Consider the following 22,642-nt stretch of genomic DNA (forward strand, 5'->3'; position numbering starts at 1 on the left):
AGCGGCTAGTATTTGGCGCGGTACCGGCTGCTTGCTGCGCTCACGCACGAAGCGGAGGCTTCGCGCTATTGGAAAACCGTACTAATAATAATTAGCACATTATCAATGTTTTATCTATTTTCAACGTAAATATTAGTTATGAACTAAGATTTACGTTGAAAAGCTACGTACTTCGCATTATCAACTCAGCCAATTAGTTATGCAGCCGCCATTTCCCGAACTCACCCGCGCTGAAGAGCAGTTGATGCAGCTGCTGTGGCAGCGCGGCCCCAGCTACGTGAAGGACCTGCGCGAGGCGCTGCCCACGCCGCTGCCGGCTCTCACCACGGTGAGCACCATCGTGCGCATTCTGGAGCAAAAGGGCTTCGTGGGCTACGAGCCGGTGGGCCGCGGCTACCAATACCACGCCCTGGTGGCCCAGGACGACTACCGGCGCTTTTCGCTGCGCAAGCTGCTGCGGGGCTACTTCGGCGGCTCGTTCGGCCAGCTGGTTTCCTTCTTTGCCCAAGACGAAAACCTTGATGCCGCCCAGCTCGATGCCCTGCTACGCCACGCCCAAGCCGAGGAGCCACCCGCCGAAAATGCTGCCGATGAAAGCCAGCCCCCAGTTTAGCAGCAGCGTGTGAGGTATGCGTAATACACTGTCAGTAATTGTCTTAGCTTCAGCTGTAGCGGCCTGCACCGCCACGCGGCCCGCCGACCGCCTGGGGCAGCGCCAGGGCCGCCACCGCGCGTACTACGACGATGCGCACACGCAGCTGCTCACGCGGGGCCGCTACCGGCACGGCCGCCCGGTGGGGCGCTGGCGCTACTACGCGCTGGCCGGCGAGCTGCAACGCCAGGAGCGCTATCGCCGCCACGGCTTCAGCGACATCAGCTACTACTACCCCGGCGGGCAAGTGGCGCGCCGGGGCCGGGCGCGGGTGGTAGCCGAGCCCGGTGGCCCGCACTTTTTCTGGCTGGGCTAGTGGCAACACTACTCGCCGGCCGGCACCCTCGACAGCGTGCAGCTTTATTAGTTTGGTAAGCACGTAAGCACCCGCTACCCGACTAAGAAGTAATAAAGTATTGACTAATAGATAATTATTTGCTACCAGTTTCACCCTTCAAGCCGATTGCGTATGGATGCGTTCTTTCTTTTGCCCTGGCTGGCGGGCACGCTGCTGCCGCTGGGCGGCCTGTGGCTGCTGTTTCGGGTGGCGCTGCGCGGCGAGCGGTGCTTTGGCTACAACCGCGCGCTGCTGCTGGCCCCAGTGCTGGCTGCCGGGTTGCCACTACTGCCGCAGGTGGCGCTGCCCAGCTGGCTGGCCGCCAGCCGCGAGCCGGGCGCGGTGCTGGCCGTGGTGTTGCCCGCCCTGCAAAGCGCCGCGCCGGCTCCGGCTGCTAGCGTGAGTTGGAGCTGGCTGACCTGGCTCTACGCCGCTGGGGTGGGGGTGGGGCTGGCCCGGCTGGCTTACCGCGGCTGGCAGCTGCGCCGCACCACGCGCCGGCTGCCGCGCGCAGCGCGGCCCGGCTACGCGCTGGCCTACACCGGCGGGCGGCTGCCCACCAGCTCCTTCGGCCGTACCGTTTTTTGGGATGAAACCGCGGCCCTCACGCCCGCCGAGGCTACGGCGGTGCTGGCCCACGAGCTGGCCCACGTGCGCCAGGGCCACAGCTACGACGTGCTCTGGCTCGAAGCGTGGCGCATTGTGCTCTGGCCCAACCCATTCGCCCACCTGCTGCTGCCGGCCCTGCGCCTCACTCACGAACTGCTGGCCGACCAGGCTGCCAGCCCCGCCGTGGCAGTGCAGCCCTACGCTACGCTGCTGGCCCGGCTGGCCCTAGGCCAGTCGCCCCGGCTGGGCTATTCAGCCTTGATTCAGTCGTTTACTTTTTCTTTCATACTCACCCGCATTGCCATGTTGCAGACCCAAACCCCCGTGCGCCGCTGGAAGTAGTGGCTGGTCCTGCCTGTGCTGGGTGGGCTATTTCTAGCGGCGTGCCAGACTGCTCCCGTTGATAAGCTGGCCCCGCCGCCTCCACCGCCGCCGCCCGTGCTCGGCACCGACCCCAAGCAACCGGCTGCTGACGCTGGCGAAAAAGTGTACACCTATGTGGAGCAGATGCCCAGCCTACCCGGCCAGCCCGGCATGGGAGCCATCGTGATGGCTATTCAGCAAAATCTGCTGCGCACGGTGGCCAATATCACCCCCATGCCCGAAGGGAAAATATTCGCCAGCTTCATCGTGGGGGCCGATGGTAGCGTGCGCGACACCAAAATAGTGAAGGGCCTCGACCCGGCCTACGACGCGGCCGTGCTGGCCGCCATCCAGCAGCTGCCGCGTTTCGTGCCTGGCAAGCAAAGCGGTACAAATGTGGCCGTCAGCTTCACGGTGCCTATTCAGCTCAAGCCGCAGTAGGGTCGGTAGTTGCTCCAAAGGCCGACGTTCCTCTCAGGTGAGGAGCGTCGGCTTTTGGGGTTGTAACGGCTGGTATGCTGGCCGCTCCGACGGGCAGGCAACCGGCTGGCTTGAGGCTGTTATTGCTGCTGCTGCTGCTGCTGCTGCTCCCAGTCCACGTACTTACGGTAGGAGTTGGTGGGCGCGGCGGGGGCGGGGGCCTGCTGCACGTACACGGGCACATCGGGCAGGTTGTCGGTGGGCAGGGGCTGGCCGTTTTCGATGTGCACCGACACCTCCAGGGTGTGCGCGCCGGTGCCTTTGTAGGTGCCCTTTACGGGGGTGCAATCGGCAAAATTGCGGCCGATGGCCACCCGCACGTGCCCGTCGTTGACGATGCAATTGTTGGTGGGGTCGAGGCCCAGCCAGCCGTAGAATGGCACGTATACCTCGACCCAGGCGTGGGTGGCGCCTGCTCCGCGCACGCCTTCTTCGCGGGGGCACACGTAGCCGCTCACGTAGCGGGCGGGCAGGCCGTTGAGGCGCAGCAGGTGCAGTAGCAGGTGGGCAAAGTCCTGGCACACGCCCGCCCGCAGCCGCCAAATGGCCTCCAGCGGCGTTTCGATGCTCGTTACGCCCTGCTGATACTGAAAGTTATCGTGCACATATTCAGATAGTTCGAGGGCGTGCTTGAGTGGCTTGGCCCCGTAGGTAACGATGCCGCCCAGCGCCTGCCGCAGCTCGGCTTCTACCTCGGAGTGCGGTAGGCGCAGGAAGTCCATAAAAGCTACATCCTGGCGCAGGCTGGCCAGGTTGCTCCACTGCGCCTCGGCCGATTCCTCATCCATCGGAAACTGAATGGCGTGGGTTTCTACCTCGGCCTGCGACTCAATCACGAGCTCGGTATGCGGCTGAATGAGCGAGAACACGCCCACCTGGTTGCCAAAGCAGTCGGTAAACAGGGCCACCTCGGGGTGCTGCGAAATGCGCACGGCGTGGCTCTTCACCGTCAGCCGCTCATCGGGCAACGGGTACACCATCAGTTGATTAGCACAGTCGATAACCGGCGCGGCGTACACGTAGCGCGTGCGGTGCTGAATTTTATAAGAAGCCATTTTTATCAGTTATCAGTTAGCAATGAACAGTGAGCAATTATACTGAAGCCAGCAGAACGTCATGCTTATCTGGCGTCCGCTTGCCGAAGCATCTCGCTCGCCTCGCCTCGTCGAACGAACTCACAACGATGCGAGCGAGATGCTTCCCTACGGTCTGCATGACGTTTCAATTGCTCCCTGTTCATTGCTCATTACTAATTGAAATACGCGCTGCTGAGGGCGGCCGTGATGGCCACCAACTCGCTGCGTACCTGGGCCAGGAAGGGGGCCAGCGCGCCCGCTTGCTGGCCGCGCAAGTTGCTGTAGGCCACCGTAGTGCGCGCCTTGCCGATGAGGAAGCGCAGGTGCTCGTAGCTTTCGGGGCGGCTTTTGTCTTTGAGGCGCTCGCAGTAGCGCAGCAGCTGGCCCAGGCTATAGAGCAGCGAGTGCGGGAAGTCAAGGTTGTAGAGCACCAATTCCAGCACGCTGCCCGCCTCGAGGTTGCCCTGGTAGGTTTTCACGTAGAGCTCATACCCTAGTAGGCCGTAGAGCAGGTAGCGCAGCTGGTGGCTATCGGGGCCGCCCGCGTTTTCGGGCTCGAAGAGGTGCCGGTTGAGGCGCAGCAAATCAACCGTTTGCAGGGCACGCTCCAAAAACTTGCCCAGCTTGAGGAAGATGTAGCCTTCGTCGCGGGGCATGGTGTTTTGCACCGTACCTACGTATAATACGCTTTGCTGCAACAGGTTATCCATGCCCGAAACGGGGTCTTCGCCCAGCGTCTGGTGGGCCAGCGCATCGTGCCGAATGAGGTGGTAGTAGTCGTTCAGGCTCTGCCACACTTCTTTGGTGATGTGGTCTTGCACGGCGCGGGCATTCTCGCGGCCCTGCACAATATTGCGGTATGCCGAGGCCGCGTTTTCGCGGTCGAACAGCAGGTGGTAGAGCACCTGCGGCGTGTGCGGCGCGCGCTTGGCCAGTTCCGCTTCGCTGAGGTCGCCGTAGGTTTCGAGCAGTGGCTGCCAGCCCCGGTACTGCGGCTCATCTTGCGAAGCAATATACTGAATGCGAATAACTTGCAGCATGGCCTGGGTACGCTCCATGTAGCGGCCCAGCCAGTAGATAGTGTCGGCAACGCGGCTTAACATATAGTAATTAACAGTGAGCAGTGAGCAATTAGGCTCGGCCGCTAGTGCGGAGGGTGGCGAAAAGGATTTTACAGAGTTCCTGGCATTCACCGTGTAAAGAATCAAAGAGCCGTTCATCTAGGCAGTCGGCGGCGCGTAGGAGACGTAGCCAATAGCTGGTTTCGCGGGCCTTTTTGTAGGCGATGGAGATTTTGGCACTGAAATCGGCACGAGAAATAGCCCCGGCGGCTTCTTCAGCATTAGCCCAATGGCTGTGCCACTGCGAACGACTTGCTTCGACACGACAAACTCGCGCCGATGTTGCAAGTAAGAACCCAGTTTGAACATCCGCACACCGAGGGCAAACGATTTTTCCAGGAGCACATTAGAGCTAGAAGACATGAGCTAATCTGAAGTCTTTCATAAGGTCCTCAAGGTAATTGCTCATTGCTAACTGCTCACTGTTAATTACCTAAAACCCACGTATCCTTGCTGCCCCCGCCCTGCGACGAGTTTACAATCAGCGAGCCCTCGCGCAGGGCCACCCGCGTGAGGCCGCCCGGTACAATGTCGATGCCGCTGGGCCCGCACAACGCAAACGGCCGCAGGTCGATGCGGCGGGGTTGCAGCTTGCCGTCGATGTAGCAGGGCGTCGACGACAGGCTGATGATGGGCTGGGCAATGAAGCTGCGCGGGTCGGCGGTGATGGCCGCGCGGAAGTCATCCATTTCCTGCTCGGTGGCGGCGCTGCCGATGAGCATGCCGTAGCCGCCGCTTTCGTTGGTGCGCTTAATCACCATCTTCTCCATCTGGCTGAATACCAGCTCGCGGTGCTCGGCATTGCCGAGCTGGTAGGTGGGCACGTTCTTGAGAATGGGCTCCTCGTTGAGGTAGTAGCGAATCATGTCGGGCACGTAGCAATACACGGCCTTGTCGTCGGCCACGCCGTTACCCATAGCGTTTACAATGGCCACGTTGCCCTTGCGGTAGGCCCAGTACAGGCCCGGCACGCCCAGCGCGCTGTCGGGCCGGAACACCAGCGGGTCCAGAAACTCATCGTCCACGCGGCGGTAAATGACGTCCACTTTCTCCAGGCCGCGGGTGGTTTTCATGTACACAAAGTGGTTGTGCACAATGAGGTCGCGGCCCTCCACCAGCTGAATACCCATGAGCCGGGCCAGCGTGCTGTGCTCAAAATAAGCCGAGTTGTAGATGCCCGGCGAGAGCAGCACCACCGTGGGGTCGCTGGTTTGGCGGTCGGCCAGGGCCAGCAGGTTGCGGTACAGCAAATCGGGGTAGTCCTTCACGGGCAGCACGTTGCTCTTGGGCAGCAGGTCGGGGAAGATGCGGTACGTGATGCTCCGGTTCTCCAGCATGTACGACACGCCGGAGGGCGTGCGCAGGTTGTCTTCGAGCACGTAAAACTCGCCGTCGTGGTCGCGTATCAGGTCCACGCCCGCCACGTGCGTGTACACGTCGTGGGGCACGTCCACGTTCATCATCTCGCGCAAGAACTGCGGGCACGAGTATATCAGCGCTGCCGGCACCACGCCATCTTTGATGATAAACTGCTGGTGGTAAATGTCTTTGAGAAAGATATTGAGCGCCTTCAGCCGCTGCTTAATGCCCGCCTCAATGCGCAGCCACTCGCTATTAGAGATGATGCGCGGAATAATATCGAACGGAAAAATCTTCTCAATACCCTCGCCGCTGCTGTACACGGTGAACGTAATACCCTGGCTCATAAAGAGTTTCTTGGCCAGCTCGTCTTTGCGGGTCATCTCTGAGCCCGCCAGGCCCTCAATGGCCGCCACAAAGTGCTGGTACTCGGCCCGCACGCCCTCAGCCCGAAACATCTCATCCCACACCTGGGGCTGATTCTGGTAGGAAGTCAGGAGCGGATTGGCCATAAAATAGTCGGGTAAGAAAATTAGGGGGTAAATCAGCTTAGCTAGTAGATTGACTAGTTATTGGGGCTAAATAAACAACCAAAAAAACTAAATTATCCATCTTTTTTATAAAATACCCTTCAATTTGATAGGCTTACCGATTTATAATTGTTTTGGGTAAAGAGCTGCCTGCGCCAACCCCGCGGCCCGTCGGCCCGTTGAGTGAAGCTGATTTTACACCTACTTCCGTGAAGCTATTTTCTTGCACGCATTGCGGCCAGGTGCTGTATTTTGAAAACAGCCGCTGCGAAAAATGCCAGTATCTGCTAGGATTTGAACCCACCCGGCGGCAATTGCTGCCGCTGGTGGCCGAGGCCGACGACCGCACCTACCGCCTCTACGGCGAGCCGGAATGTACTACCTATGCCTACTGCGCCAATCATGCGCACGGCGTTTGCAACTGGTTGGTAACCAGTAATATTGATACAATATTCTGCGCCGCCTGCACCCTCAACCGCACCATTCCAGACCTGGGCCACCCCGGCTACCTCAGCCGCTGGCGCAACCTGGAGGTGGCCAAGCACCGGCTGGTGTACAGCCTGCTGTGCCTGCACCTGCCCGTGGTGAGCAAAAGCGTGTACCCCAAGGAAGGCCTGCAATTTGATTTCAAGGCCGATGAGGGAACCAGCGATGAGCAACGCGTGCTCACGGGCCACGACAACGGCCTGATAACCATTAATATAGCCGAGGCCGATGACATTGAGCGCGAGCAGGCCCGGCAGTCGATGAACGAGGTGTACCGCACGCTGCTGGGCCACTTCCGGCACGAGGTAGGCCATTATTACTGGGACCGCCTTATCGACGACGCCCCGCCCCTGGCCGAGTTTCGGCGGCTCTTTGGCGACGACCGCGCCGACTATAGCGAGGCGCTCCAAAACCACTACGCCCACGGCGCGCCGCCCGACTGGCCGCAGCACTACATCAGCTCCTACGCCAGCAGCCACCCCTGGGAGGACTGGGCCGAAACCTGGGCCCACTACCTGCACATCCTCGATACCCTGCAAACCGCCCACGCCTTCGGCCTGCGCCTCAACCCCCTCGATGCCGCCCCCGAGCAGGGCCTGCGCGCCGCCATGCAAGACCCTTATCAAGTAGCTGACTTCAACCAAGTTATTGCCATGTGGCTGCCGCTCACGTTTGCTATGAACAGCCTCAACCGCAGTATGGGTCAGCCCGACCCGTACCCTTTCATCATCAGCCCCGAAGTAGCTGGCAAGCTGGCATTTATCCACCGCGTAGCGGGCGGCCGGGCCGGCGTGGCCTCAAAGGAGAGGTAGCGTGGACTCTGTGAGTCCGCGCGTGGTAACGTTGTTCAACGAACCCACGCGCGGACTCGCAGAGTCCACGCTACCTCAGGCTACTGCGCTAGCAGCTCGGCCAATAAGCCTTCTTTCAGCGCGAAAGCCGAAGTCGTAATCTGCGTTAACTCGTAGGTAGTCAGCACATACTTGATAATGACGCTGGCTACCACCAGCATGTCGGCGCGCATCGGGAACATGCCCGGTAGCGCCACGCGCCCATCATGGTCGAGTAGTAGCAGCTGCGCGAAATGCTGCTCAAACTCGGCCACGGGCAGGGCGGTGCTGGGCGGCAGGTCGGCCTCGCGGCGCACCTGGCCCACGCTCAGGTCGGCCAGTGTGTCGAAGCTGCCCGAGCTACCCACCATCCCAGCCAATGGCGCGTGCGCTGCCACGGCCTTCGTGAGCGGGACCAGTATATCCGCCAGGTATTCCAGCTCGGCGGCCATCTGCTCGCGGGGGAAAACGCCGCTGGGCTCCGCGAAAAACTTGTCGAGCAGGCGCTGGGCGCCGATTTCGAAGCTGTGCTTCCAGAAAATAGTGTCCTCGTTGGCAATAATAAACTCGACCGAGCCGCCGCCGATGTCCATCAGCAAGTGCTTGGCCTGGCCCAGCGGCACGGCCTGCCGAATGCCCTTGGCAATGAGCTCGGCCTCGCGGTTGCCGGCAATTACTTCCACCTGAATGCCGGTGGTGGCCAGGATATCGCGCACCAAATCGGGGCCGTTGCGCGATACGCGCATGGCGCTGGTGGCCGTAGCGCGCACCTCCGTCACTTGGTGCAATTCTATTTCTTCCTTAAAGCCACGCACCGTTTGCAGGGCGCGGGCGTAGGGCGCGGCCGCAATTTCGCCCTGGCTGATGCCGCCCTCGCCCAGGCGCACGCCTACCTTGGTGCGCACCAATATGTGCGGCGGCTGGCCCGGCCGGTCCTCCACTATCAGCAGGTGGAAGGTATTGGTACCCATGTCGATAAGGGCCAGGCGGCGATGGTGTACGGGGGCGTGCATAGTGTTTTAAATACTTGTTGTTATAAATCGTTTGTCCTTGCGAGCGCAACGCAGTGGAGCGTGGCAATCGCATCTGAACGACCGGTGTGGGTATCGTTCAGGTGCGATTGCCGCGCTCCACTGCGTTGCGCTCGCAAGGACAAATAGAAACTAGTTGGCAAACCGGCAGAACGTGCCCAGCGGCAGCTTGCGCTGGCCGGCGTCGTGCAGGTAAATTTCGCCCAACTCGCGCACGGCCTTTGGGCCGGGAAAAATGGCCTGCGTGAGGTTATCCAGTATCAGCGCCGAGAAGCCCAGCGAATACAGGTTCACCACAAAAAAATGGTCCTCCGGGTCGAGCAGCTGCTGGCTGAGCTTGAGCAGCTCATTCAGCTCATCTTCGAGCTGCCACTTTTCGCCGTTGGGGCCGCGGCCGTAGGCGGGCGGGTCCAGGATGAGGCCCTGGTACTTGCTGCCGCGCTTCACCTCGCGGCGCACGTATTTCATGGCGTCTTCCACCAGCCAGCGCACGCCGTCGAGCTGGCTGGCTTCCATGTTGTCGCGGGCCCAGAAATTGACTTGCTTCACCGAGTCGAGGTGCGTGACGTCGGCCCCGGCGGCGCGGGCGGCCAGGGTGGCCGCGCCGGTATAGGCAAACAGGTTGAGCACCCGCGGCAGCTTGGCGCGGCGCTTACGGGTCTGGTTATAAATAAATTGCCAGTTGGGGTCCTGCTCCGGAAACAGCCCCACGTGCTTGAACGACGAGAGGCCCAGCCGGAAGCGCAGCTTGAGGCCGTCGGGCCGCTCGTAGGCAATTACCCACTGCTCGGGCATGCCCTTTTTGAGGCTCCACTGGCCTTTTTCGGTGCTGCCGGGGGCGCGGGCAAAGGTGGCATCGGCGCGGGCCCACTCGCTGGCGGGCAGGTGCGCATCCCAGATGGCCTGGGGCTCGGGGCGCGCCAGCACGTGGGGCCCGAAGCGCTCCAGCTTCTGAAAATTGCCGCTGTCGAGCAGCTCGTAGTCGGGCCAGGGGGAGGTGGTGAGAAAGTCGTACACGAAGGAAAAAAGCAAATGAGCGGCCCCGCAGCCAGCGCCGCGGCGGGCAAAGGTCGGGCTACCCGCCGAAAGATGCGGAATAATGCCTGGTTTTTAAACCAGCCCCACCCGATTGCGTAAACAGGTAAGGATGCCAAGCTTGCTCAGCAAGCAATTGATTGTCAAAAACTTAATCTAACATTCATTTTATGCCTATCACCGCCAAAGACCAGCCTACTTTGCTGCACACGCCCTCGGACCTCGACGAGCAGGGCCGCGCCAAGCTCAGCGACAGCCTCAACCTGCTGGTAGCCGACTACTTCGCCCTGTACATCAAGTCGAAAAACTACCACTGGCACATGAGCGGCCGCCATTTCCGCGACTATCACTTGCTGCTGGATGAGCAGGCCGACCAGATTTTTGCCGTAATCGACCCCATTGCTGAGCGCGTGCGCAAGCTGGGCTTCCCCACCATCCACTCAGTGGGCGAAATCGGCCGCAAGCAGCGGGTAAAAGACAACGATGACATCTACGAGAATCCCCTCGACATGCTCATCGACCTGCAAAACGAGAACCGCGAGCTGGTGAAAAACCTGCGCGCCTCGCACGAAATTGCCGACGACGTGAACGACGTAGCCACCGCCAGCCTACTCGAAAACTACATCGACGAGGCCGAGCGTCGCGCCTGGTTCCTGTTTGAAGCCACCCGCGACGTAAACTAAGCGGTTGCTTGAGTAAATAAAAAAGGAACGCCCTGCGCAGGGCGTTCCTTTTTTATTTAAGTGACAGTTAATAAGCTGGTTATCTAGCCCCAGCGGGGCGCTATGGCACTAGAAAACCCACTCGGCTGCTACCAAGCTCCGGAGAAGCTACACGCCCGCAAGCGCAGGCGGTGGGTATCGCCCCTCCGGGGCTGGGTGACGTTCGGCCGAGTCTTTCTAGTGACGTGCCGCCGCGCTGGGGCTATTTAATAAGCTGATAATCTGATGTGTAGGTTAATGCTTACTATTATTTCTTGCTGGTTTTCAACTGAAGCTCGCCGGCTTTCAGCCCATCGGCGGTGGCTTGCAGCTTGAGCGTGCCCGCCGCCTCACCGGCTTGCACAATGGCCACGAGCTGGCCCTGAAACGCGTGCATCTGCGGCTCCTGAAAGGGCTCCAGGCAGGTGGGGTCGCCGTTGCTCACGGCCCGGAACTTGCCCGCGCCGCTCACCGTGAAGCGCAGCTGCTGGGCGGCGTTGGGGCAGAGATTGCCCTGCGCGTCTTCCACGCGGGCGGTTACGTAGGCCAGGTCTTCGCCATCGGCGGTGAGCTGGGGGCGGTCGGCCACGAGCCGGATGTGGTGGGGCGCACCAGCGGTGCGCACTTCTTCGGTGCCGGCGGGCTTGCCCTGGGCGTCGTAGGCCACAACCTTGATACTACCGGGCTGATACACAACGTCTTTCCACTCCAGGCGGTAACGGGTTTGCGGGTCGGTGGTGGTGGCTTTGGTGCGGCGGCCCTGGCTTTTGCCATTCACAAATAGCTCAGCCGAAGGCGAGTTAGTGTAACAGAACACGGGCGTTACCTGGCCCTCGCGGCCGGGCCAGGTCCAGTGCGGCAGCAGGTGCACGGTGGGCTGGCTGGGGTTCCAGCGGGCGCGGTAGAGGTAATAGCGGTCCTTGGGCTGGCCGGCCAGGTCAAACAGGCCAAACAGCGAGCTGTGCGAAGGCCACTTCTCGTCGTAGGGCGTGGGCTCGCCGAGGTAGTCGGAGCCAGTCCACACAAACTCGCCGGCCACGGCCGCGATATCGTCCTGGGCCGCAAACTCGATATCCGGAATCTGCGACCAGTTGCAGGCCTCCAGGTCGTAGGAAGATGACTGATTATCAGCATATTTCACGTCTTTGCCCAGCACCGCTGGAAACTTATACACGCCCCGCGAGCTAACCGTGGAAGCGGTTTCGGTGCCCAGCAAAAAGCCCTGCGGCAGCTTGGCCAGCGCCTCGGGGTAGCGGTGGGGCTTGTAGTTGAAGCCCGGAATATCGAGCACCGCCGCGAAGCCATACTTAAAGTCGTCGTCGAAGCGGTCCATGCCCGCCGTAACGGGGCGCGTAGGGTCTTCGCGGTGCACAATGTCCTGCAGGCGCTTGGCAATGGCGGGGCCTTCGGGCGTGCTTTGGTCGGGCACCTCGTTGCCGATGCTCCACATAATGGCCGAGGGGTGGTTGCGGTCGCGGTGCACCATGTTCACCAGGTCCTTCTCCACCCACTGGTCGAAGTACTGGCTGTAGCCGTTCTTCACCTTGGGGGCCTTCCACTCGTCAAACGACTCCACCATCACCATAAAGCCCATCTCGTCGCAGAGCGTCATCAGCTCGGGGGCGGGCATGTTGTGCGAGGTGCGGATGGCGTCGCAGCCCGCCGCCTTCAGCAGCGTAAGCTGGTGGCGCAGGGCCGCCACGTTGATGGCCGCGCCCAGCGGCCCGAGGTCGTGGTGGTTGCACACGCCCTTAAACTTGCGCGGCTGCCCATTCAGCGAGAAGCCTTTGCCCTTCTCAAACTTGAAAGTGCGAATGCCAAACGGCGTTTTGTAGGTGTCCTGCACCGCCTTGCCAGCCAGCAGCTTCGACTCGGCCGAGTACATAGCCGGCGTTTCGGGCGACCATAGCTTGGGCGACTTCACCACGAAGCTTTGCTCCGTTACCTGGCCCGCCGTTACGGCGGTGGTGGCAGTGGCCACCACGCGGCCGGCGGCATCGCGCAGGTCGGTTTGCAGGGTGAGGCCGGTGGTGCCGGCGGGTGCCTCCACCTGGGTTCTGAGTTTCACCGTGGCCGCCGCGGCCGACACCTCGGGCGTGGTGAGGTAGGTGCCCCACACCGGCACGTGCGCGCCCTGCGTAGTGATGAGGTGCACGTTGCGATACAAGCCCGCGCCGGGGTACCAGCGCGAAGCTTCGGGCTGGTTTTCGAGGCGCACGGCCAGGGTATTGGGCCCGCTGGCGCGCAGAAAGGGCGTGATATCGACCGAAAACGAGTTGTAGCCGTAGGGCCAGAACATGGCTTCCTTGCCGTTGATGAACACCCGGGCGTTGCTCATGGCCCCGTCGAATAGCAGCACGGCCTGGCCGCCCGTGCCCAGCGTGGGCACGGCCAGCGGGCGCCGGTACCAGCCCACGCCCACAAAGGGCAGCCCGCCGGTGCGGCCCGCTTTCAGGGTCGCTTCCTTCTCGTTATTCTGCTCAATCTTAACGGCTTGCAAATCATTCTTGCCATCAAACGGCCCGCTGATGGCCCAGTCGTGCGGAATGCGCACGGTCTGCCACTTAGCATCGTTCAGCTCGGGCTTGGCCCCGTCGGGCTGGTCACCTTTGGTGAATTTCCAGTCGGTATTGAGCAGGGTTTCCTGGCGGCTTTGGGCCGCGGCGGGCAGGCTGGCGGCCAGCAGCAGGGCAGTGGCGAGGGAAGGGGTGAGGCGCATAAAGGAGGAGGTGAGCCGCTAAAAAGGGCTCTTCATAAGGGTAGGCAAGTTACGGCAACTGGGCCGAGGCTGACCCCGGCGGGCCGGGGCAGCCATTGGGCTAGCCAGGCCCGGGGTTGGGCGGGTGGCCCAGGCTAGCTGCACAATTAAGGACTTATTTTTACACAATGCCCGACTCGTTACGAAGAAAAATTATCGGTTTAGTAAGTGGTCTGCTGGCCGCGGGGCTGGCGGCGTGCTCGTCGCCCAGTGGCCCCACCGCACGGGCCGAAAACTACTTGCAGTGCCGCGAAGTGTACCGGCCCGTGCGGGGCAACCTCTACGACCGAAAAGATAAATTATTGGTAGACAATAACTTATCGAACACGCTCAGCTTGCCCCACCTGGCCGTGTTCGATACCATGGCCTTCAACCAGCTGATGGGCTGGCCCACGGGCGCGTTGCAGGCGCGGGTGTTTGCCGCCCGGCTGCCGGCGGGCCCGCCGCCCCGCCGCCCGGCCCCGGTGGCCGACTCGGCGGGCGTCATCGCCCCCGACACCGCCCGGCCCAAGCCCGCCCCGCCCCGCGTGCAGCGCTGGCCCATCGAGCTGGCCCTCACCCGGTCCGAGGCCGACAGCCTGCGCCGCCACGCCCGCGAGTGGCCGGGCCTAGTGGTGCGCCGCCGCCGCGCGCGCACCTACCTCACCGCCGTAGCCGCCCCGATACTGGGCTACCAGCCCGCCGCTGCGCAGGAGTTTCTGTACCTGGCCCAAAAAATGGACCGTGGTCGCTACTACCGCTTGCGCAACAACGGGGTGGAGGGCTACTACAACACCCTGCTGGCTGGCCACCGCGGGGCCTACCACCCCCTCACCGACGGCCACGGCCGGGTGCACGGCCGCTGGGCCGCCGATACCACCTTTCAGCAGGGCCAGAGCTTGCACCTGAGCATCGACGCCGACCTGCAAGCCTACGCCGAGCGCCTACTGGGCGAGCGCCGCGGCTACCTCGTGGCTCTCGACCCCACCACCGGCGAAATCCTGGCCTGCGTGTCGGCCCCCACCTACGACCCCGCCGTGCTCACGGCCCCCGGCCGCACCGCCGCGCGCCGCGCCCTGCTGCGCGACGACGAGAACCGCCCGCTACTCAACCGCCCCGCCGTGGCCGCCAACCCGCCCGGCTCGGTGTTCAAGCTCGTGAATGCCGCCGTGGCGTTGCAACTAGGTGCGGTGCAGGCTACTACCTCGTTTCGCTGTGACCAGTCGCTCATCACCTGCGCGCACCCGCACCCCCAGGCCCGCAACCTGACCATGGCCCTGAAATACAGCTGCAACCCCTACTTCTACCAAGTGCTGCGGGCCGTGGTGGAGCCCCGGCCCGATTCGGCGGCCACGCTGGCCGACACCGTGGCGGCCCGCCACGCCCACCTGGCGGCCTGGCGGCGGCAGGTAAAGTCGTTTGGCCTCGACACGCTGCTGGGCGTGGATATTGCCCGCGAGCAGCCCGGCTTTTTGCCCACGCCCGCTTACTACGACAAGGTGCGCCGCACCAAAAACTGGACGTTTGCCTCCATTTACTCGCTCAGCATCGGGCAGGGTGAAATCAATATGACGGGCCTGCAAACAGCTAACGTGCTGGCTACTATTGCTAACCGGGGCTGGTACATCACGCCGCATTTTGTGCGGGCCATTGGCAAAGGGGGGCCGCTGGCACGCTTCACCACCCGGCACCGCACGCTGGTGGACAGCGCCAACTTTGCGGCCCTGGTGCCCGGCATGGTGGCCGCCATGCAGCCCGGCGGCACCGCCGAGCTGGCCAGCCTCGCCGACGTGGGCATCACGGTGGCCGGCAAAACCGGCACGGTGCAAAACGACGAGGGCGACGACCACGCCACCTTTGCCGGCTTCGCGCCCGCCACCAAGCCCAAGATAGTGGTGGCCGTGTACCTCGAAAACGCCGGCTTCGGGGGCCTCTCGGCCGCGCCCTGCGCCGCGCTCGTCATGGAGAAATACCTGAAGGGCCACATCGCGCCCAAGCGCAAGCGTTGGGAAAAATGGCTGCGCTGCGGCGACCTGGCCAGCCAGGGGCATTAGTTGAAATGGGGTGGCCGGCCCGAACTTTACGGCCCGGGTTACCCGCCCGGCCTTCCAACCCGCATTCGCATGACTTTTCATAAATACCAGGGTACCGGCAACGACTTCGTTATCATCGACGACCGCGCCGCGCAATTTGATACTGCTGACCACGAGCGCATTGCGCACCTCTGCAACCGCCGCTTTGGCATCGGGGCCGATGGCCTGATGCTGCTGCGCAACCGCGCCGGCTACGACTTCGAGATGGTGTACTTCAACGCCGACGGTCACCCCAGCAGCATGTGCGGCAACGGGGGGCGCTGCCTGGTAGCCTTTGCTAAGTACTTGAACATCATTGAGAATAAAGCGTATTTCCTGGCCGTGGATGGCCCGCACGAGGCCCGCGTGGACGCCGACGGCACCGTGCGCCTCAAGATGATTGACGTGGATGCCGCCCAGCCGGCCGGGGTGGGGGAGGAGGACATTTTTCTGCACACCGGCTCGCCCCACCACGTGCATTTTATTGACCCCGAGGAGCATCCTAACCTGGCCGAGTTCGACGTGTATGGCGTGGGCCACGACATTCGCTACGACCCGGCCTACGACCCCGGCGGCATCAACGTCAACTTCGTGGAAGTGCCCGCCGACCCCACCCACCCCTGGCCGGTGCGCACCTACGAGCGCGGCGTGGAGGCCGAAACCCTGAGCTGCGGCACGGGCGTCACGGCCGTAGCGCTGGCCGCCTCGGCGCGCGGCGCGGTGTCGCCGGTGCAGCTGCAAGCCGCCGGCGGCCTGCTCGAAGTATCCTTCGACCACCGCCCCGATGGCGGCTTTGCCAACGTGTGGCTGAGTGGCCCCGCCGAGCGCGTGTTTGGCGGTGAAATCTAGAGCTGGCTAACTGGTTAACGTTCTGACGAAGTGATAATTGTATACGATAGCCCAGCGCTGGCGTGGCCTTGCCCGGCAACCGGCCGGGCAAGGCCGCAGTAGAGTAGTTATAGAGGCCAGCGTATCTTGGGGGCTTTCTATTGCGTTGCTTCTATGTCATTTTACGCGCAGCTACTCGTTCAGGACGAGCTATTTACCCTCCGGCAATTTAGTTGGGCTATCAGCCAGCAGGCCGATATGCTAGGGCGGCCCAGTGCCCGCATGCAGGGCGGCACCCTGGAGCTGGAGCTGGAGCTGGAGCTGGACGCGCAGCCGAGTGATGCACAATTGGGCCATCGACGATACCAAGCGCTATAACGGGGTAGTGAGCGTGTTGGAGGCCGACAGCGAAACCGTGCGTGATAAGCTGGCGTTTTTCGATGCGCAGTGCGTGCACCTGGGCAAGCACCTGCAGCCCGGCAGCTCGGCCGGGAGCATGACCATGCGGCTGACTTTATCGGCCAATAAGCTGCAGTTTGGGGAAGCAGAGGTGCATAATCACTGGCCCGACGCGGCGGAGTAATCTTGGTTTCCATCTGGCCTGCGGGCTACGCTCTTTTCTGTTTGTCTTTTCCTATCAACGGCTTCCTTTTCCGCCGAATTGCGCGTGGCCGGCCGCGTGTATCCCCTGCTGCGCTGCGACTACCGGGCCTACCAGTCTACCGACGCCCGGGGCCGGGTCAATGCCAATGTTTGCCACAGCCCCGTCGAGCTGCTGCTGACGGCACCCCGCGACGGTTTCCTGGCCGCCTGGGCGGCCAACGCCTACAAGCAGTGCGCCGTCGACATCGTATTTAGCAATGCCAACGGCGGGCAGGCCATCGAAACCCTGCACATGGCCGGCGCGCACTGCGTGAGCTACAACCAGGTATTCCGGCAAGGCGATGCGCGCGCGGGTAGCTACGTGGCCCACGTGAAGTTAACCGACCCGGCCGGCTTCACCTGGAAGGCGGGCGGCCCAGGGGCCTACGCCACCCTGGCCGCCGGGGAGCACGGGGCGCCGGCGGCCGTGCCGCTGGCTACCCCCAACCCAGCCGCGGTGGCGGCCACCGAGCTGGCCGCCAAAAAGCAGCGCTATGCCAAGCGCCTGGACCTGCTCAGCCGCTCGCGCACGCAGCTGGCGGCCACGGCCCCCGTGGCGGCCGGCCGCTCGCTGGCGCCGGCCGATGCCACAGCCGTGGCTACCGGCACGGCCCCCCGCATAGCCGAGCAGCGCCACCGGGCGCAGGAGGCCGTTGACCGGCTCGCCTGCAACAACGTGGCCGTGGAGCGCGCCCGCCTCAGCGAGCACGTGTACCATAGCGATAGGGTGCCGCCCCTGCCCGAACCCGTGGGCTGGCACATGCTCACTGACAAGGAACTGGCCCGCAAAGGCATTACGAAGGCCATGCTGAACGACCCGAAGTCGGGCTTTAAGGCGGCGCTCTATGAGTCTAGCTTTGAGCGCCCGCCCAAAACGGTTGTTGCCTACGCCGGTACGGAGGATGGGGCGGACTGGAGCACTAATCTCCAGCAGGGGATTGGCATTGAAACAAAGCAGTACAACAGCGCGATGCAACTGGCTAAAAAAGTCACGAAGAACTTTGCCAAGGGCACAGTAGATATTACAGGGCACTCTTTGGGTGGGGGCCTGGCCTCGGCGGCTGTAGTCGTGACAGGGGCCAAGGGCTATACCTTCAACGCGGCGGGCCTGCATCTGGCTACCGTAGGGCGCTCGCCCTACAACGTAACGGCCGCTAGCATGTCGGCAATGGGTGCGCGCATTGATGCCCTCCATTCTACCTCCGACCCCTTGACGTTTATTCAAACTAATATGCGAAATACCCCGGCCGGGGTACTGGGCGATGCCGTGAAGTGGCCTTTAGGGCCTGAGGCGCTGGGTATTCCCCGCCCACTGGCCCCGGCCGCGGACTGGCAGCACGGGTGGGATGAGTTGGTTAAGCGTAATCCCTTCCGTTCAGCCCCGCGTATGGCTCTGGAAGGCCACGGTGTAGACCCTGAGATGGTTGACAACATCGAGGCGCAGAAAGACGAAGACACCGCCACCCTTACCCGGTTTGCCGGCCCCGGACAATGAGCCCGGCCCTGACTGCCCCGCGCCGGCTTGCGCGCGCGCTTGTACTCTCTTGTTTTTTTGCCCTCTTAGTAGCCAGTTGCCACATGCCCGACCCGACGAATCCTGTTTACCGCGAAGCGCCCGAGACGTACTTCCCCGCTGGGCCCGCCCTGGCCGTGGCCTAGGCCATTCGGGCCGAGGACGTGGCCGCGCTGGATAAGGTCTTCGCCCAGCACCCCGGCCTGAACCCCAACCAGCCGGGCAACAAGGGCGTGACCTTCCTGTTCTGGGCTTACGCTCACCACAGCGTGCCGCTGTTGCAGGCGCTGGTGCGGCACGGGGCCAGTGTGAACCAGGTGCTGCACCTGCCCCACGAGCGGCCGCAAAACCAGGGCGGGCCGTGGCTGGAGAACACGCACCTGCTCAATATCGCCACCGAGGGCCCGCAGGACGATTTGCTCGTGGCCCTGCTTGACCTCGGCGCCGACCCCAGCGTGAAAGATTACCGCGATATTCCAGCGGTGCAGAACGCTATTTACATCAACAAGTACGAGCGCATGAAGCTGCTGCTCGACCGTGGGGCCGACATCGACGGTACCGATAGTGCCGGGGCCACGGCGGCCAGTTTGCTGGCCAACCCCAACTATTTCGAGCTGGTGTACTACCTGCTGGAGCGCGGGGCCGACTGGCGGGCGGAAGATGGGTCAATTGCTTTCCATGTGCAGGAGAGCGAGGTAGGTAGTGAGGACTCTATCCGGTGGCAAATTAAGGTCAAGCACTGGCTGATGGCCCACGGGGTCAAGTTTCCCGTGCCCACGGGGGGGGCTAAGCGCTATCAAGCTATCACCGACCGCTGGGAGCGTACGCCGGAGGGCCACGCCTGGCGCGTTAAGCTCGATGCCCTGGGCAGCCAGCCCGACGTGGTAGGCGAGCGCTGGGTGCAGCAGGAAACCGAGGAATTTGCAGCAATGCAGGCGTGGATGGAACGTGAGGGTATCGCCGCGCCGCCGCTCTAGCTGCTATTTATACCGTTTGCTTGCATTTTTGGCGCGGCCGGGCGGCCCGCTCCTCTCGCCCGCGGTTGCTAATTTGCGCGCTATGCTTCCCGCTACCCTAGCCAAGCCCCCTTTAATTAGATTGCGGGCGCTGGAGCCCAGCGACCTCGATTTTCTCTACGCCCTCGAAAACGACCCCGTCATCTGGGCCGTGTCCGACACGCTGGCCCCGGTGTCGCGCCACGTACTGCGCGAATATTTGAAGCACGCGGCGGCCGACTTTTTTGAGGTGCGGCAGCTGCGGTTAGTGGTCGATTCGTACGACTGGGGGCAGCAAGTAGGGGTGGTCGACTTATTTAATTTTGAGCCCCTGCACCAGCGGGCGGCCGTGGGCATCACCATTTTGGCCACCGAGCGGCGGCGGGGCTACGCCGCGCAAGCCCTCGAATGGCTGGTGGCCCACGCCCGCAACGTGCTGCACCTGCACCAGTTATACTGCACCGTAGCCCAAAGTAACCGTGCCAGTATCAAGCTATTCAAAAAAATGGGTTTTCGGCAGGTGGGCGTGCGCCACCAGTGGCTGCGCGCCAATACCCCCTTAGGCTGGGAAAATGCCGTAGAAATGCAATTGCTCCTGTGAAAGTGAATGGCCCACGCGCCAAAAGCCTGATTTTAAGCCCAACCATATCCTTTCTGCGAGGCTTTTCGTAGAAGTATGCGGTTGCCGCCCACCGGAAGGTTTTGCCCGGTGGCAGAGGCGCTCAAAAGCTCTTTCCTGTCTTTATTTCATGCCGCTTTTTACTCCGGCGGAGGCCACCTTGCGTGCCTCTGCCACCGCCCCGGCCGCGGACCAAGCCGATGCTACTACCCTAACGTATTCGTTGCCCGACCTGGTCTGCTTTGCACACCTGCACTGGGATTTTGTGTGGCAGCGGCCCCAGCATTTGCTATCGCGCTTTGCCCAGCACGGCCGCGTTTTTTACGTGGAAGATGCCTTTTTTCACGCCGACAACCTTGTTGAGCCGCACCTCGAAGTGAAGGAGCGCCAAAACGGCGTAAAAGTATTGGTAGTGCACCTGCCCCACCGCCTGCGGGCCGACGAGGCCGCCGCCGACCAGGCGCAGTTTGGTGTGCTGAGCAAGTTTTTCAACGAGAGCGGCGTGGAGCAGTTCGTGGCGTGGTACTACACGCCGATGGCCCTGGGCAAATCACGGCTCTTCACACCCGCCCTCACCGTGTACGACTGCATGGATGAGCTCGCCCAGTTTAAGGGTGCGCCGCCCGAATTGCGCCAGCGTGAGCAGGAGCTTTTCCAGAAGGCTGACCTGGTATACACTGGCGGCCAGCGCCTATATGAGGCTAAGCGCGAGCAACATAGTGATGCCCACTCGTTTCCGAGTAGCATCGATAAAGCCCACTTTGGCCAGGCCCGCGACCCCAAGCTGGCCGAGCCCGCCGACCAGGCCGGCATTGCCCACCCGCGCGTTGGGTTCTTCGGCGTGGTCGATGAGCGGCTCGATATTGAGTTGCTGGGGCAGTTGGCAACGAACCATCCTGCTTGGCAATTTGTCATAATCGGACCAGTAGTTAAAATTGACCCGGCCACTTTGCCTCAGAATAAGAATATTCATTACCTCGGTGGCAAAAACTACCAGGAACTACCCGCTTACCTACGGGGTTGGGATGTGGCAACGCTGCTCTTCGCCCGTAACGAGAGCACCGAGTTCATTTCGCCCACCAAAACGCCAGAGTACCTGGCCGCCGGCCGGCCGGTAGTGAGTACCAGCATCCGCGATGTGGTGCGCCCCTACGGCGACCTCAACCTGGTGCAGATTGCCGACGACCCCAAGGAGTTCGGCCAGGCCATTACCATTGCCCTGGAGCAAGGCAAGGATGCCGACTGGCGCACCCGCACCGACGATTACTTGGCTACTATTTCCTGGGACCTCACCTGGCAAAACATGGTGAACCTGATGCAGGAGCGCTTGGCTGCCAAGCCCGTAGCTACCGCCGGTACTGCCAAAGCCTAGCGTCGCATCTGCCTGCCTACCAATAAGATACCAAACACGCATTAATTTCTAATTCCTACTTCTCCTCCTATGTTTGACTACCTCATCGTTGGGGCCGGCTTCGCTGGCAGCGTGCTAGCTGAGCGCCTAGCCACCCGCAGCAACAAAAAAGTACTTGTTATCGACAAGCGTAGTCACATTGCGGGTAATGCGTATGACCATTATAATGAGGACGGTATCTTGATTCACAAGTACGGCCCCCACATTTTCCACACCAACTCGAAGGACGTTTTTGACTACCTCGGCAACTTCACCGACTGGCGCCCCTACGAGCACCGCGTGCTCGCCTCGGTAGATGGCCAATTGGTACCGATGCCCATCAACCTGGACACGATTAATAAGCTGTATGGCTTGAGCTTGACCAGCTTTGAGGTAGAGGAGTTTTTTGCGTCGGTAGCGGAGGAAGTACCAGTTATCAAAACGTCGGAAGACGTGGTAGTGAGCAAGGTAGGCCGTGAGCTGTACAACAAATTCTTCAAGAACTACACCAACAAGCAGTGGGGCCTCGACCCCTCGCAGTTGGATAAGTCGGTGACGAGCCGGGTACCCACCCGCACCAATCGCGACGACCGGTACTTTACCGATACCTACCAGGCGATGCCGCTGCACGGCTACACCCGCATGTTTGAAAAGATGCTCGACCACCCGAACATCAAGGTAATGCTAAACACTGACTACCACGAGATTATGGATTTCATTCCCTTCAAGGAAATGATTTTCTCTGGCCCGGTAGATGAGTATTTCGACTTCAAATTCGGCAAGCTGCCCTACCGCTCGCTGGAGTTCAAGCACGACACGCTGAGCGAAGAAAAGCACCTGGCCGCGCCAGTGGTGAACTTCCCCAACGAGCACCCCTACACCCGCATTACGGAGTTTAAGGCCCTCACCGGCCAGCAGCACCCCAAAACGGCCATCGTGTACGAGTACCCGCAGGCGGAAGGTGACCCGTACTACCCCATCCCGATGCCAGAAAACGCCGAGTTGTACGCCAAGTACAAGAAGCTGGCCGATGAAACGCCGAACGTGCACTTCGTGGGTCGCCTGGCTACCTACAAGTACTATAACATGGACCAGGTAGTGGCCCAGGCCCTAACCCTTTACAAGCGCCTGACCGAGAAAGAGGAAGCCGCCAAGCCGGCCCGCCCCGTTATCTCGGGCAGCCCAGCACTGGTGGAGAAGCTGGTGAGCCGTTCGCCCGCCAAAGAGTAACCGGCT

General features: G+C 61.9%; 22 protein-coding genes. 15 read left to right on the plus strand and 7 right to left on the minus strand.

Features of this window, described 5'->3' with window-relative positions:
- Nucleotides 1-199 precede the first annotated feature (199 nt).
- The 4 genes from ACYVGC_RS13460 (at nucleotide 200) to ACYVGC_RS13475 (ending at nucleotide 2,402) form a co-directional block, all read left to right on the plus strand.
- Nucleotides 200-613 carry a BlaI/MecI/CopY family transcriptional regulator gene (locus tag ACYVGC_RS13460; RefSeq protein WP_460584353.1) on the plus strand — a complete coding sequence of 138 codons (414 nt, stop codon included), beginning with the start codon at nucleotides 200-202 and terminating at the stop codon, nucleotides 611-613.
- A gap of 16 nt (nucleotides 614-629) precedes the next feature.
- The gene (locus ACYVGC_RS13465; RefSeq protein ID WP_460584354.1) at nucleotides 630-968 is read left to right on the plus strand and encodes a toxin-antitoxin system YwqK family antitoxin; all 339 of its coding nucleotides are present in this window, start codon (nucleotides 630-632) and stop codon (nucleotides 966-968) included.
- A gap of 153 nt (nucleotides 969-1,121) precedes the next feature.
- Nucleotides 1,122-1,940 (plus strand): M48 family metalloprotease, encoded by an 819-nt coding sequence (locus ACYVGC_RS13470; RefSeq protein WP_460584355.1) that lies wholly within the window; start codon nucleotides 1,122-1,124, stop codon nucleotides 1,938-1,940.
- A gap of 15 nt (nucleotides 1,941-1,955) precedes the next feature.
- On the plus strand, nucleotides 1,956-2,402 hold the full coding sequence (locus tag ACYVGC_RS13475) for an energy transducer TonB (RefSeq protein WP_460584356.1): 447 nt from the start codon (nucleotides 1,956-1,958) through the stop codon (nucleotides 2,400-2,402).
- Between the two features lie 119 nt (nucleotides 2,403-2,521).
- Here the strand turns inward: ACYVGC_RS13475 and ACYVGC_RS13480 are convergent, their stop codons facing one another.
- The 4 genes from ACYVGC_RS13480 to ACYVGC_RS13495 all read right to left on the minus strand — a co-directional run bounded on the left by ACYVGC_RS13480 (nucleotide 2,522) and on the right by ACYVGC_RS13495 (nucleotide 6,509).
- On the minus strand, nucleotides 2,522-3,496 hold the full coding sequence (locus ACYVGC_RS13480) for a transglutaminase family protein (RefSeq protein ID WP_460584357.1): 975 nt from the start codon (nucleotides 3,494-3,496) through the stop codon (nucleotides 2,522-2,524).
- A gap of 194 nt (nucleotides 3,497-3,690) precedes the next feature.
- Nucleotides 3,691-4,620, minus strand: coding sequence for an alpha-E domain-containing protein (locus ACYVGC_RS13485; RefSeq protein ID WP_460584358.1), 930 nt, complete (start codon nucleotides 4,618-4,620; stop codon nucleotides 3,691-3,693).
- A gap of 28 nt (nucleotides 4,621-4,648) precedes the next feature.
- Complete coding sequence (locus tag ACYVGC_RS13490) at nucleotides 4,649-4,969, minus strand: four helix bundle protein (protein WP_460584513.1); 321 nt, start codon at nucleotides 4,967-4,969, stop codon at nucleotides 4,649-4,651.
- A 94-nt stretch (nucleotides 4,970-5,063) separates the two neighbouring features.
- Nucleotides 5,064-6,509: a circularly permuted type 2 ATP-grasp protein gene (locus ACYVGC_RS13495; RefSeq protein ID WP_460584359.1), complete on the minus strand. Its 1,446-nt coding sequence runs from the start codon at nucleotides 6,507-6,509 to the stop codon at nucleotides 5,064-5,066.
- Between the two features lie 227 nt (nucleotides 6,510-6,736).
- On the opposite strand from ACYVGC_RS13495, the gene ACYVGC_RS13500 reads away from it, so the two are divergent.
- Nucleotides 6,737-7,825, plus strand: coding sequence for a zinc-binding metallopeptidase family protein (locus ACYVGC_RS13500; RefSeq protein WP_460584360.1), 1,089 nt, complete (start codon nucleotides 6,737-6,739; stop codon nucleotides 7,823-7,825).
- Nucleotides 7,826-7,905: 80 nt separating this feature from the next.
- On the opposite strand, the gene ACYVGC_RS13505 is transcribed toward ACYVGC_RS13500, so the two are convergent.
- Both ACYVGC_RS13505 and ACYVGC_RS13510 read right to left on the minus strand, forming a co-directional pair.
- On the minus strand, nucleotides 7,906-8,856 hold the full coding sequence (locus tag ACYVGC_RS13505; RefSeq protein WP_460584361.1) for a Ppx/GppA phosphatase family protein: 951 nt from the start codon (nucleotides 8,854-8,856) through the stop codon (nucleotides 7,906-7,908).
- Nucleotides 8,857-9,006: 150 nt separating this feature from the next.
- Nucleotides 9,007-9,891 carry a class I SAM-dependent methyltransferase gene (locus tag ACYVGC_RS13510; protein WP_460584362.1) on the minus strand — a complete coding sequence of 295 codons (885 nt, stop codon included), beginning with the start codon at nucleotides 9,889-9,891 and terminating at the stop codon, nucleotides 9,007-9,009.
- A 188-nt stretch (nucleotides 9,892-10,079) separates the two neighbouring features.
- Here ACYVGC_RS13510 and ACYVGC_RS13515 point away from each other — a divergent pair, with 188 nt between their 5' ends.
- Nucleotides 10,080-10,592: a Dps family protein gene (locus ACYVGC_RS13515; RefSeq protein ID WP_460584363.1), complete on the plus strand. Its 513-nt coding sequence runs from the start codon at nucleotides 10,080-10,082 to the stop codon at nucleotides 10,590-10,592.
- Nucleotides 10,593-10,878: 286 nt separating this feature from the next.
- Here ACYVGC_RS13515 and galB read toward each other — a convergent pair whose 3' ends face one another.
- On the minus strand, nucleotides 10,879-13,329 hold the full coding sequence (gene galB, locus ACYVGC_RS13520; protein WP_460584364.1) for a beta-galactosidase GalB: 2,451 nt from the start codon (nucleotides 13,327-13,329) through the stop codon (nucleotides 10,879-10,881).
- A 167-nt stretch (nucleotides 13,330-13,496) separates the two neighbouring features.
- On the opposite strand from galB, the gene ACYVGC_RS13525 reads away from it, so the two are divergent.
- From ACYVGC_RS13525 to glf, 9 genes are all read left to right on the plus strand, one after another.
- The gene (locus ACYVGC_RS13525; protein WP_460584365.1) at nucleotides 13,497-15,401 is read left to right on the plus strand and encodes a peptidoglycan D,D-transpeptidase FtsI family protein; all 1,905 of its coding nucleotides are present in this window, start codon (nucleotides 13,497-13,499) and stop codon (nucleotides 15,399-15,401) included.
- A gap of 69 nt (nucleotides 15,402-15,470) precedes the next feature.
- A complete protein-coding gene (gene dapF / locus ACYVGC_RS13530; protein ID WP_460584366.1) occupies nucleotides 15,471-16,268 on the plus strand; it encodes a diaminopimelate epimerase in 798 nt (265 codons plus the stop codon).
- A 153-nt stretch (nucleotides 16,269-16,421) separates the two neighbouring features.
- On the plus strand, nucleotides 16,422-16,625 hold the full coding sequence (gene tssD, locus ACYVGC_RS13535) for a type VI secretion system tube protein TssD (protein ID WP_460584367.1): 204 nt from the start codon (nucleotides 16,422-16,424) through the stop codon (nucleotides 16,623-16,625).
- Nucleotides 16,588-16,830, plus strand: coding sequence for a type VI secretion system tube protein TssD (gene tssD / locus ACYVGC_RS13540; protein ID WP_460584368.1), 243 nt, complete (start codon nucleotides 16,588-16,590; stop codon nucleotides 16,828-16,830). Before tssD (ACYVGC_RS13535) ends, tssD (ACYVGC_RS13540) begins: the two co-directional genes overlap by 38 nt.
- An 18-nt stretch (nucleotides 16,831-16,848) precedes the next feature.
- Complete coding sequence (gene tssD, locus ACYVGC_RS13545; RefSeq protein WP_460584514.1) at nucleotides 16,849-18,384, plus strand: type VI secretion system tube protein TssD; 1,536 nt, start codon at nucleotides 16,849-16,851, stop codon at nucleotides 18,382-18,384.
- Between the two features lie 182 nt (nucleotides 18,385-18,566).
- The gene (locus ACYVGC_RS13550) at nucleotides 18,567-19,379 is read left to right on the plus strand and encodes an ankyrin repeat domain-containing protein (protein ID WP_460584369.1); all 813 of its coding nucleotides are present in this window, start codon (nucleotides 18,567-18,569) and stop codon (nucleotides 19,377-19,379) included.
- A gap of 82 nt (nucleotides 19,380-19,461) precedes the next feature.
- Nucleotides 19,462-19,998, plus strand: coding sequence for a GNAT family N-acetyltransferase (locus tag ACYVGC_RS13555; protein ID WP_460584370.1), 537 nt, complete (start codon nucleotides 19,462-19,464; stop codon nucleotides 19,996-19,998).
- 148 nt (nucleotides 19,999-20,146) lie between these two features.
- Nucleotides 20,147-21,388 (plus strand): glycosyltransferase family 1 protein, encoded by a 1,242-nt coding sequence (locus ACYVGC_RS13560; RefSeq protein WP_460584371.1) that lies wholly within the window; start codon nucleotides 20,147-20,149, stop codon nucleotides 21,386-21,388.
- A gap of 69 nt (nucleotides 21,389-21,457) precedes the next feature.
- Nucleotides 21,458-22,636, plus strand: coding sequence for a UDP-galactopyranose/dTDP-fucopyranose mutase family protein (gene glf, locus ACYVGC_RS13565; RefSeq protein ID WP_460584372.1), 1,179 nt, complete (start codon nucleotides 21,458-21,460; stop codon nucleotides 22,634-22,636).
- Nucleotides 22,637-22,642 lie beyond the last annotated feature (6 nt).

It is taken from the genome of Hymenobacter arcticus, from assembly GCF_054779975.1.

What these genes read in the sequence shown, in the direction of transcription:
- dapF (WP_460584366.1), top strand. Translation starts at nt 15,471, where the DNA reads ATGACTTTTCATAAATACCAGGGTACCGGCAACGACTTCGTTATCATC.
- ACYVGC_RS13560 (WP_460584371.1), top strand. Translation starts at nt 20,147, where the DNA reads ATGCCGCTTTTTACTCCGGCGGAGGCCACCTTGCGTGCCTCTGCCACC.
- ACYVGC_RS13480 (WP_460584357.1), bottom strand. Translation starts at nt 3,496, where the DNA reads ATGGCTTCTTATAAAATTCAGCACCGCACGCGCTACGTGTACGCCGCG.
- tssD (WP_460584368.1), top strand. Translation starts at nt 16,588, where the DNA reads ATGCACAATTGGGCCATCGACGATACCAAGCGCTATAACGGGGTAGTG.
- ACYVGC_RS13470 (WP_460584355.1), top strand. Translation starts at nt 1,122, where the DNA reads ATGGATGCGTTCTTTCTTTTGCCCTGGCTGGCGGGCACGCTGCTGCCG.
- ACYVGC_RS13525 (WP_460584365.1), top strand. Translation starts at nt 13,497, where the DNA reads ATGCCCGACTCGTTACGAAGAAAAATTATCGGTTTAGTAAGTGGTCTG.
- ACYVGC_RS13485 (WP_460584358.1), bottom strand. Translation starts at nt 4,620, where the DNA reads ATGTTAAGCCGCGTTGCCGACACTATCTACTGGCTGGGCCGCTACATG.
- ACYVGC_RS13505 (WP_460584361.1), bottom strand. Translation starts at nt 8,856, where the DNA reads ATGCACGCCCCCGTACACCATCGCCGCCTGGCCCTTATCGACATGGGT.
- ACYVGC_RS13495 (WP_460584359.1), bottom strand. Translation starts at nt 6,509, where the DNA reads ATGGCCAATCCGCTCCTGACTTCCTACCAGAATCAGCCCCAGGTGTGG.
- ACYVGC_RS13555 (WP_460584370.1), top strand. Translation starts at nt 19,462, where the DNA reads ATGCTTCCCGCTACCCTAGCCAAGCCCCCTTTAATTAGATTGCGGGCG.
- ACYVGC_RS13460 (WP_460584353.1), top strand. Translation starts at nt 200, where the DNA reads ATGCAGCCGCCATTTCCCGAACTCACCCGCGCTGAAGAGCAGTTGATG.
- glf (WP_460584372.1), top strand. Translation starts at nt 21,458, where the DNA reads ATGTTTGACTACCTCATCGTTGGGGCCGGCTTCGCTGGCAGCGTGCTA.
- tssD (WP_460584367.1), top strand. Translation starts at nt 16,422, where the DNA reads ATGTCATTTTACGCGCAGCTACTCGTTCAGGACGAGCTATTTACCCTC.
- ACYVGC_RS13465 (WP_460584354.1), top strand. Translation starts at nt 630, where the DNA reads ATGCGTAATACACTGTCAGTAATTGTCTTAGCTTCAGCTGTAGCGGCC.
- galB (WP_460584364.1), bottom strand. Translation starts at nt 13,329, where the DNA reads ATGCGCCTCACCCCTTCCCTCGCCACTGCCCTGCTGCTGGCCGCCAGC.
- ACYVGC_RS13515 (WP_460584363.1), top strand. Translation starts at nt 10,080, where the DNA reads ATGCCTATCACCGCCAAAGACCAGCCTACTTTGCTGCACACGCCCTCG.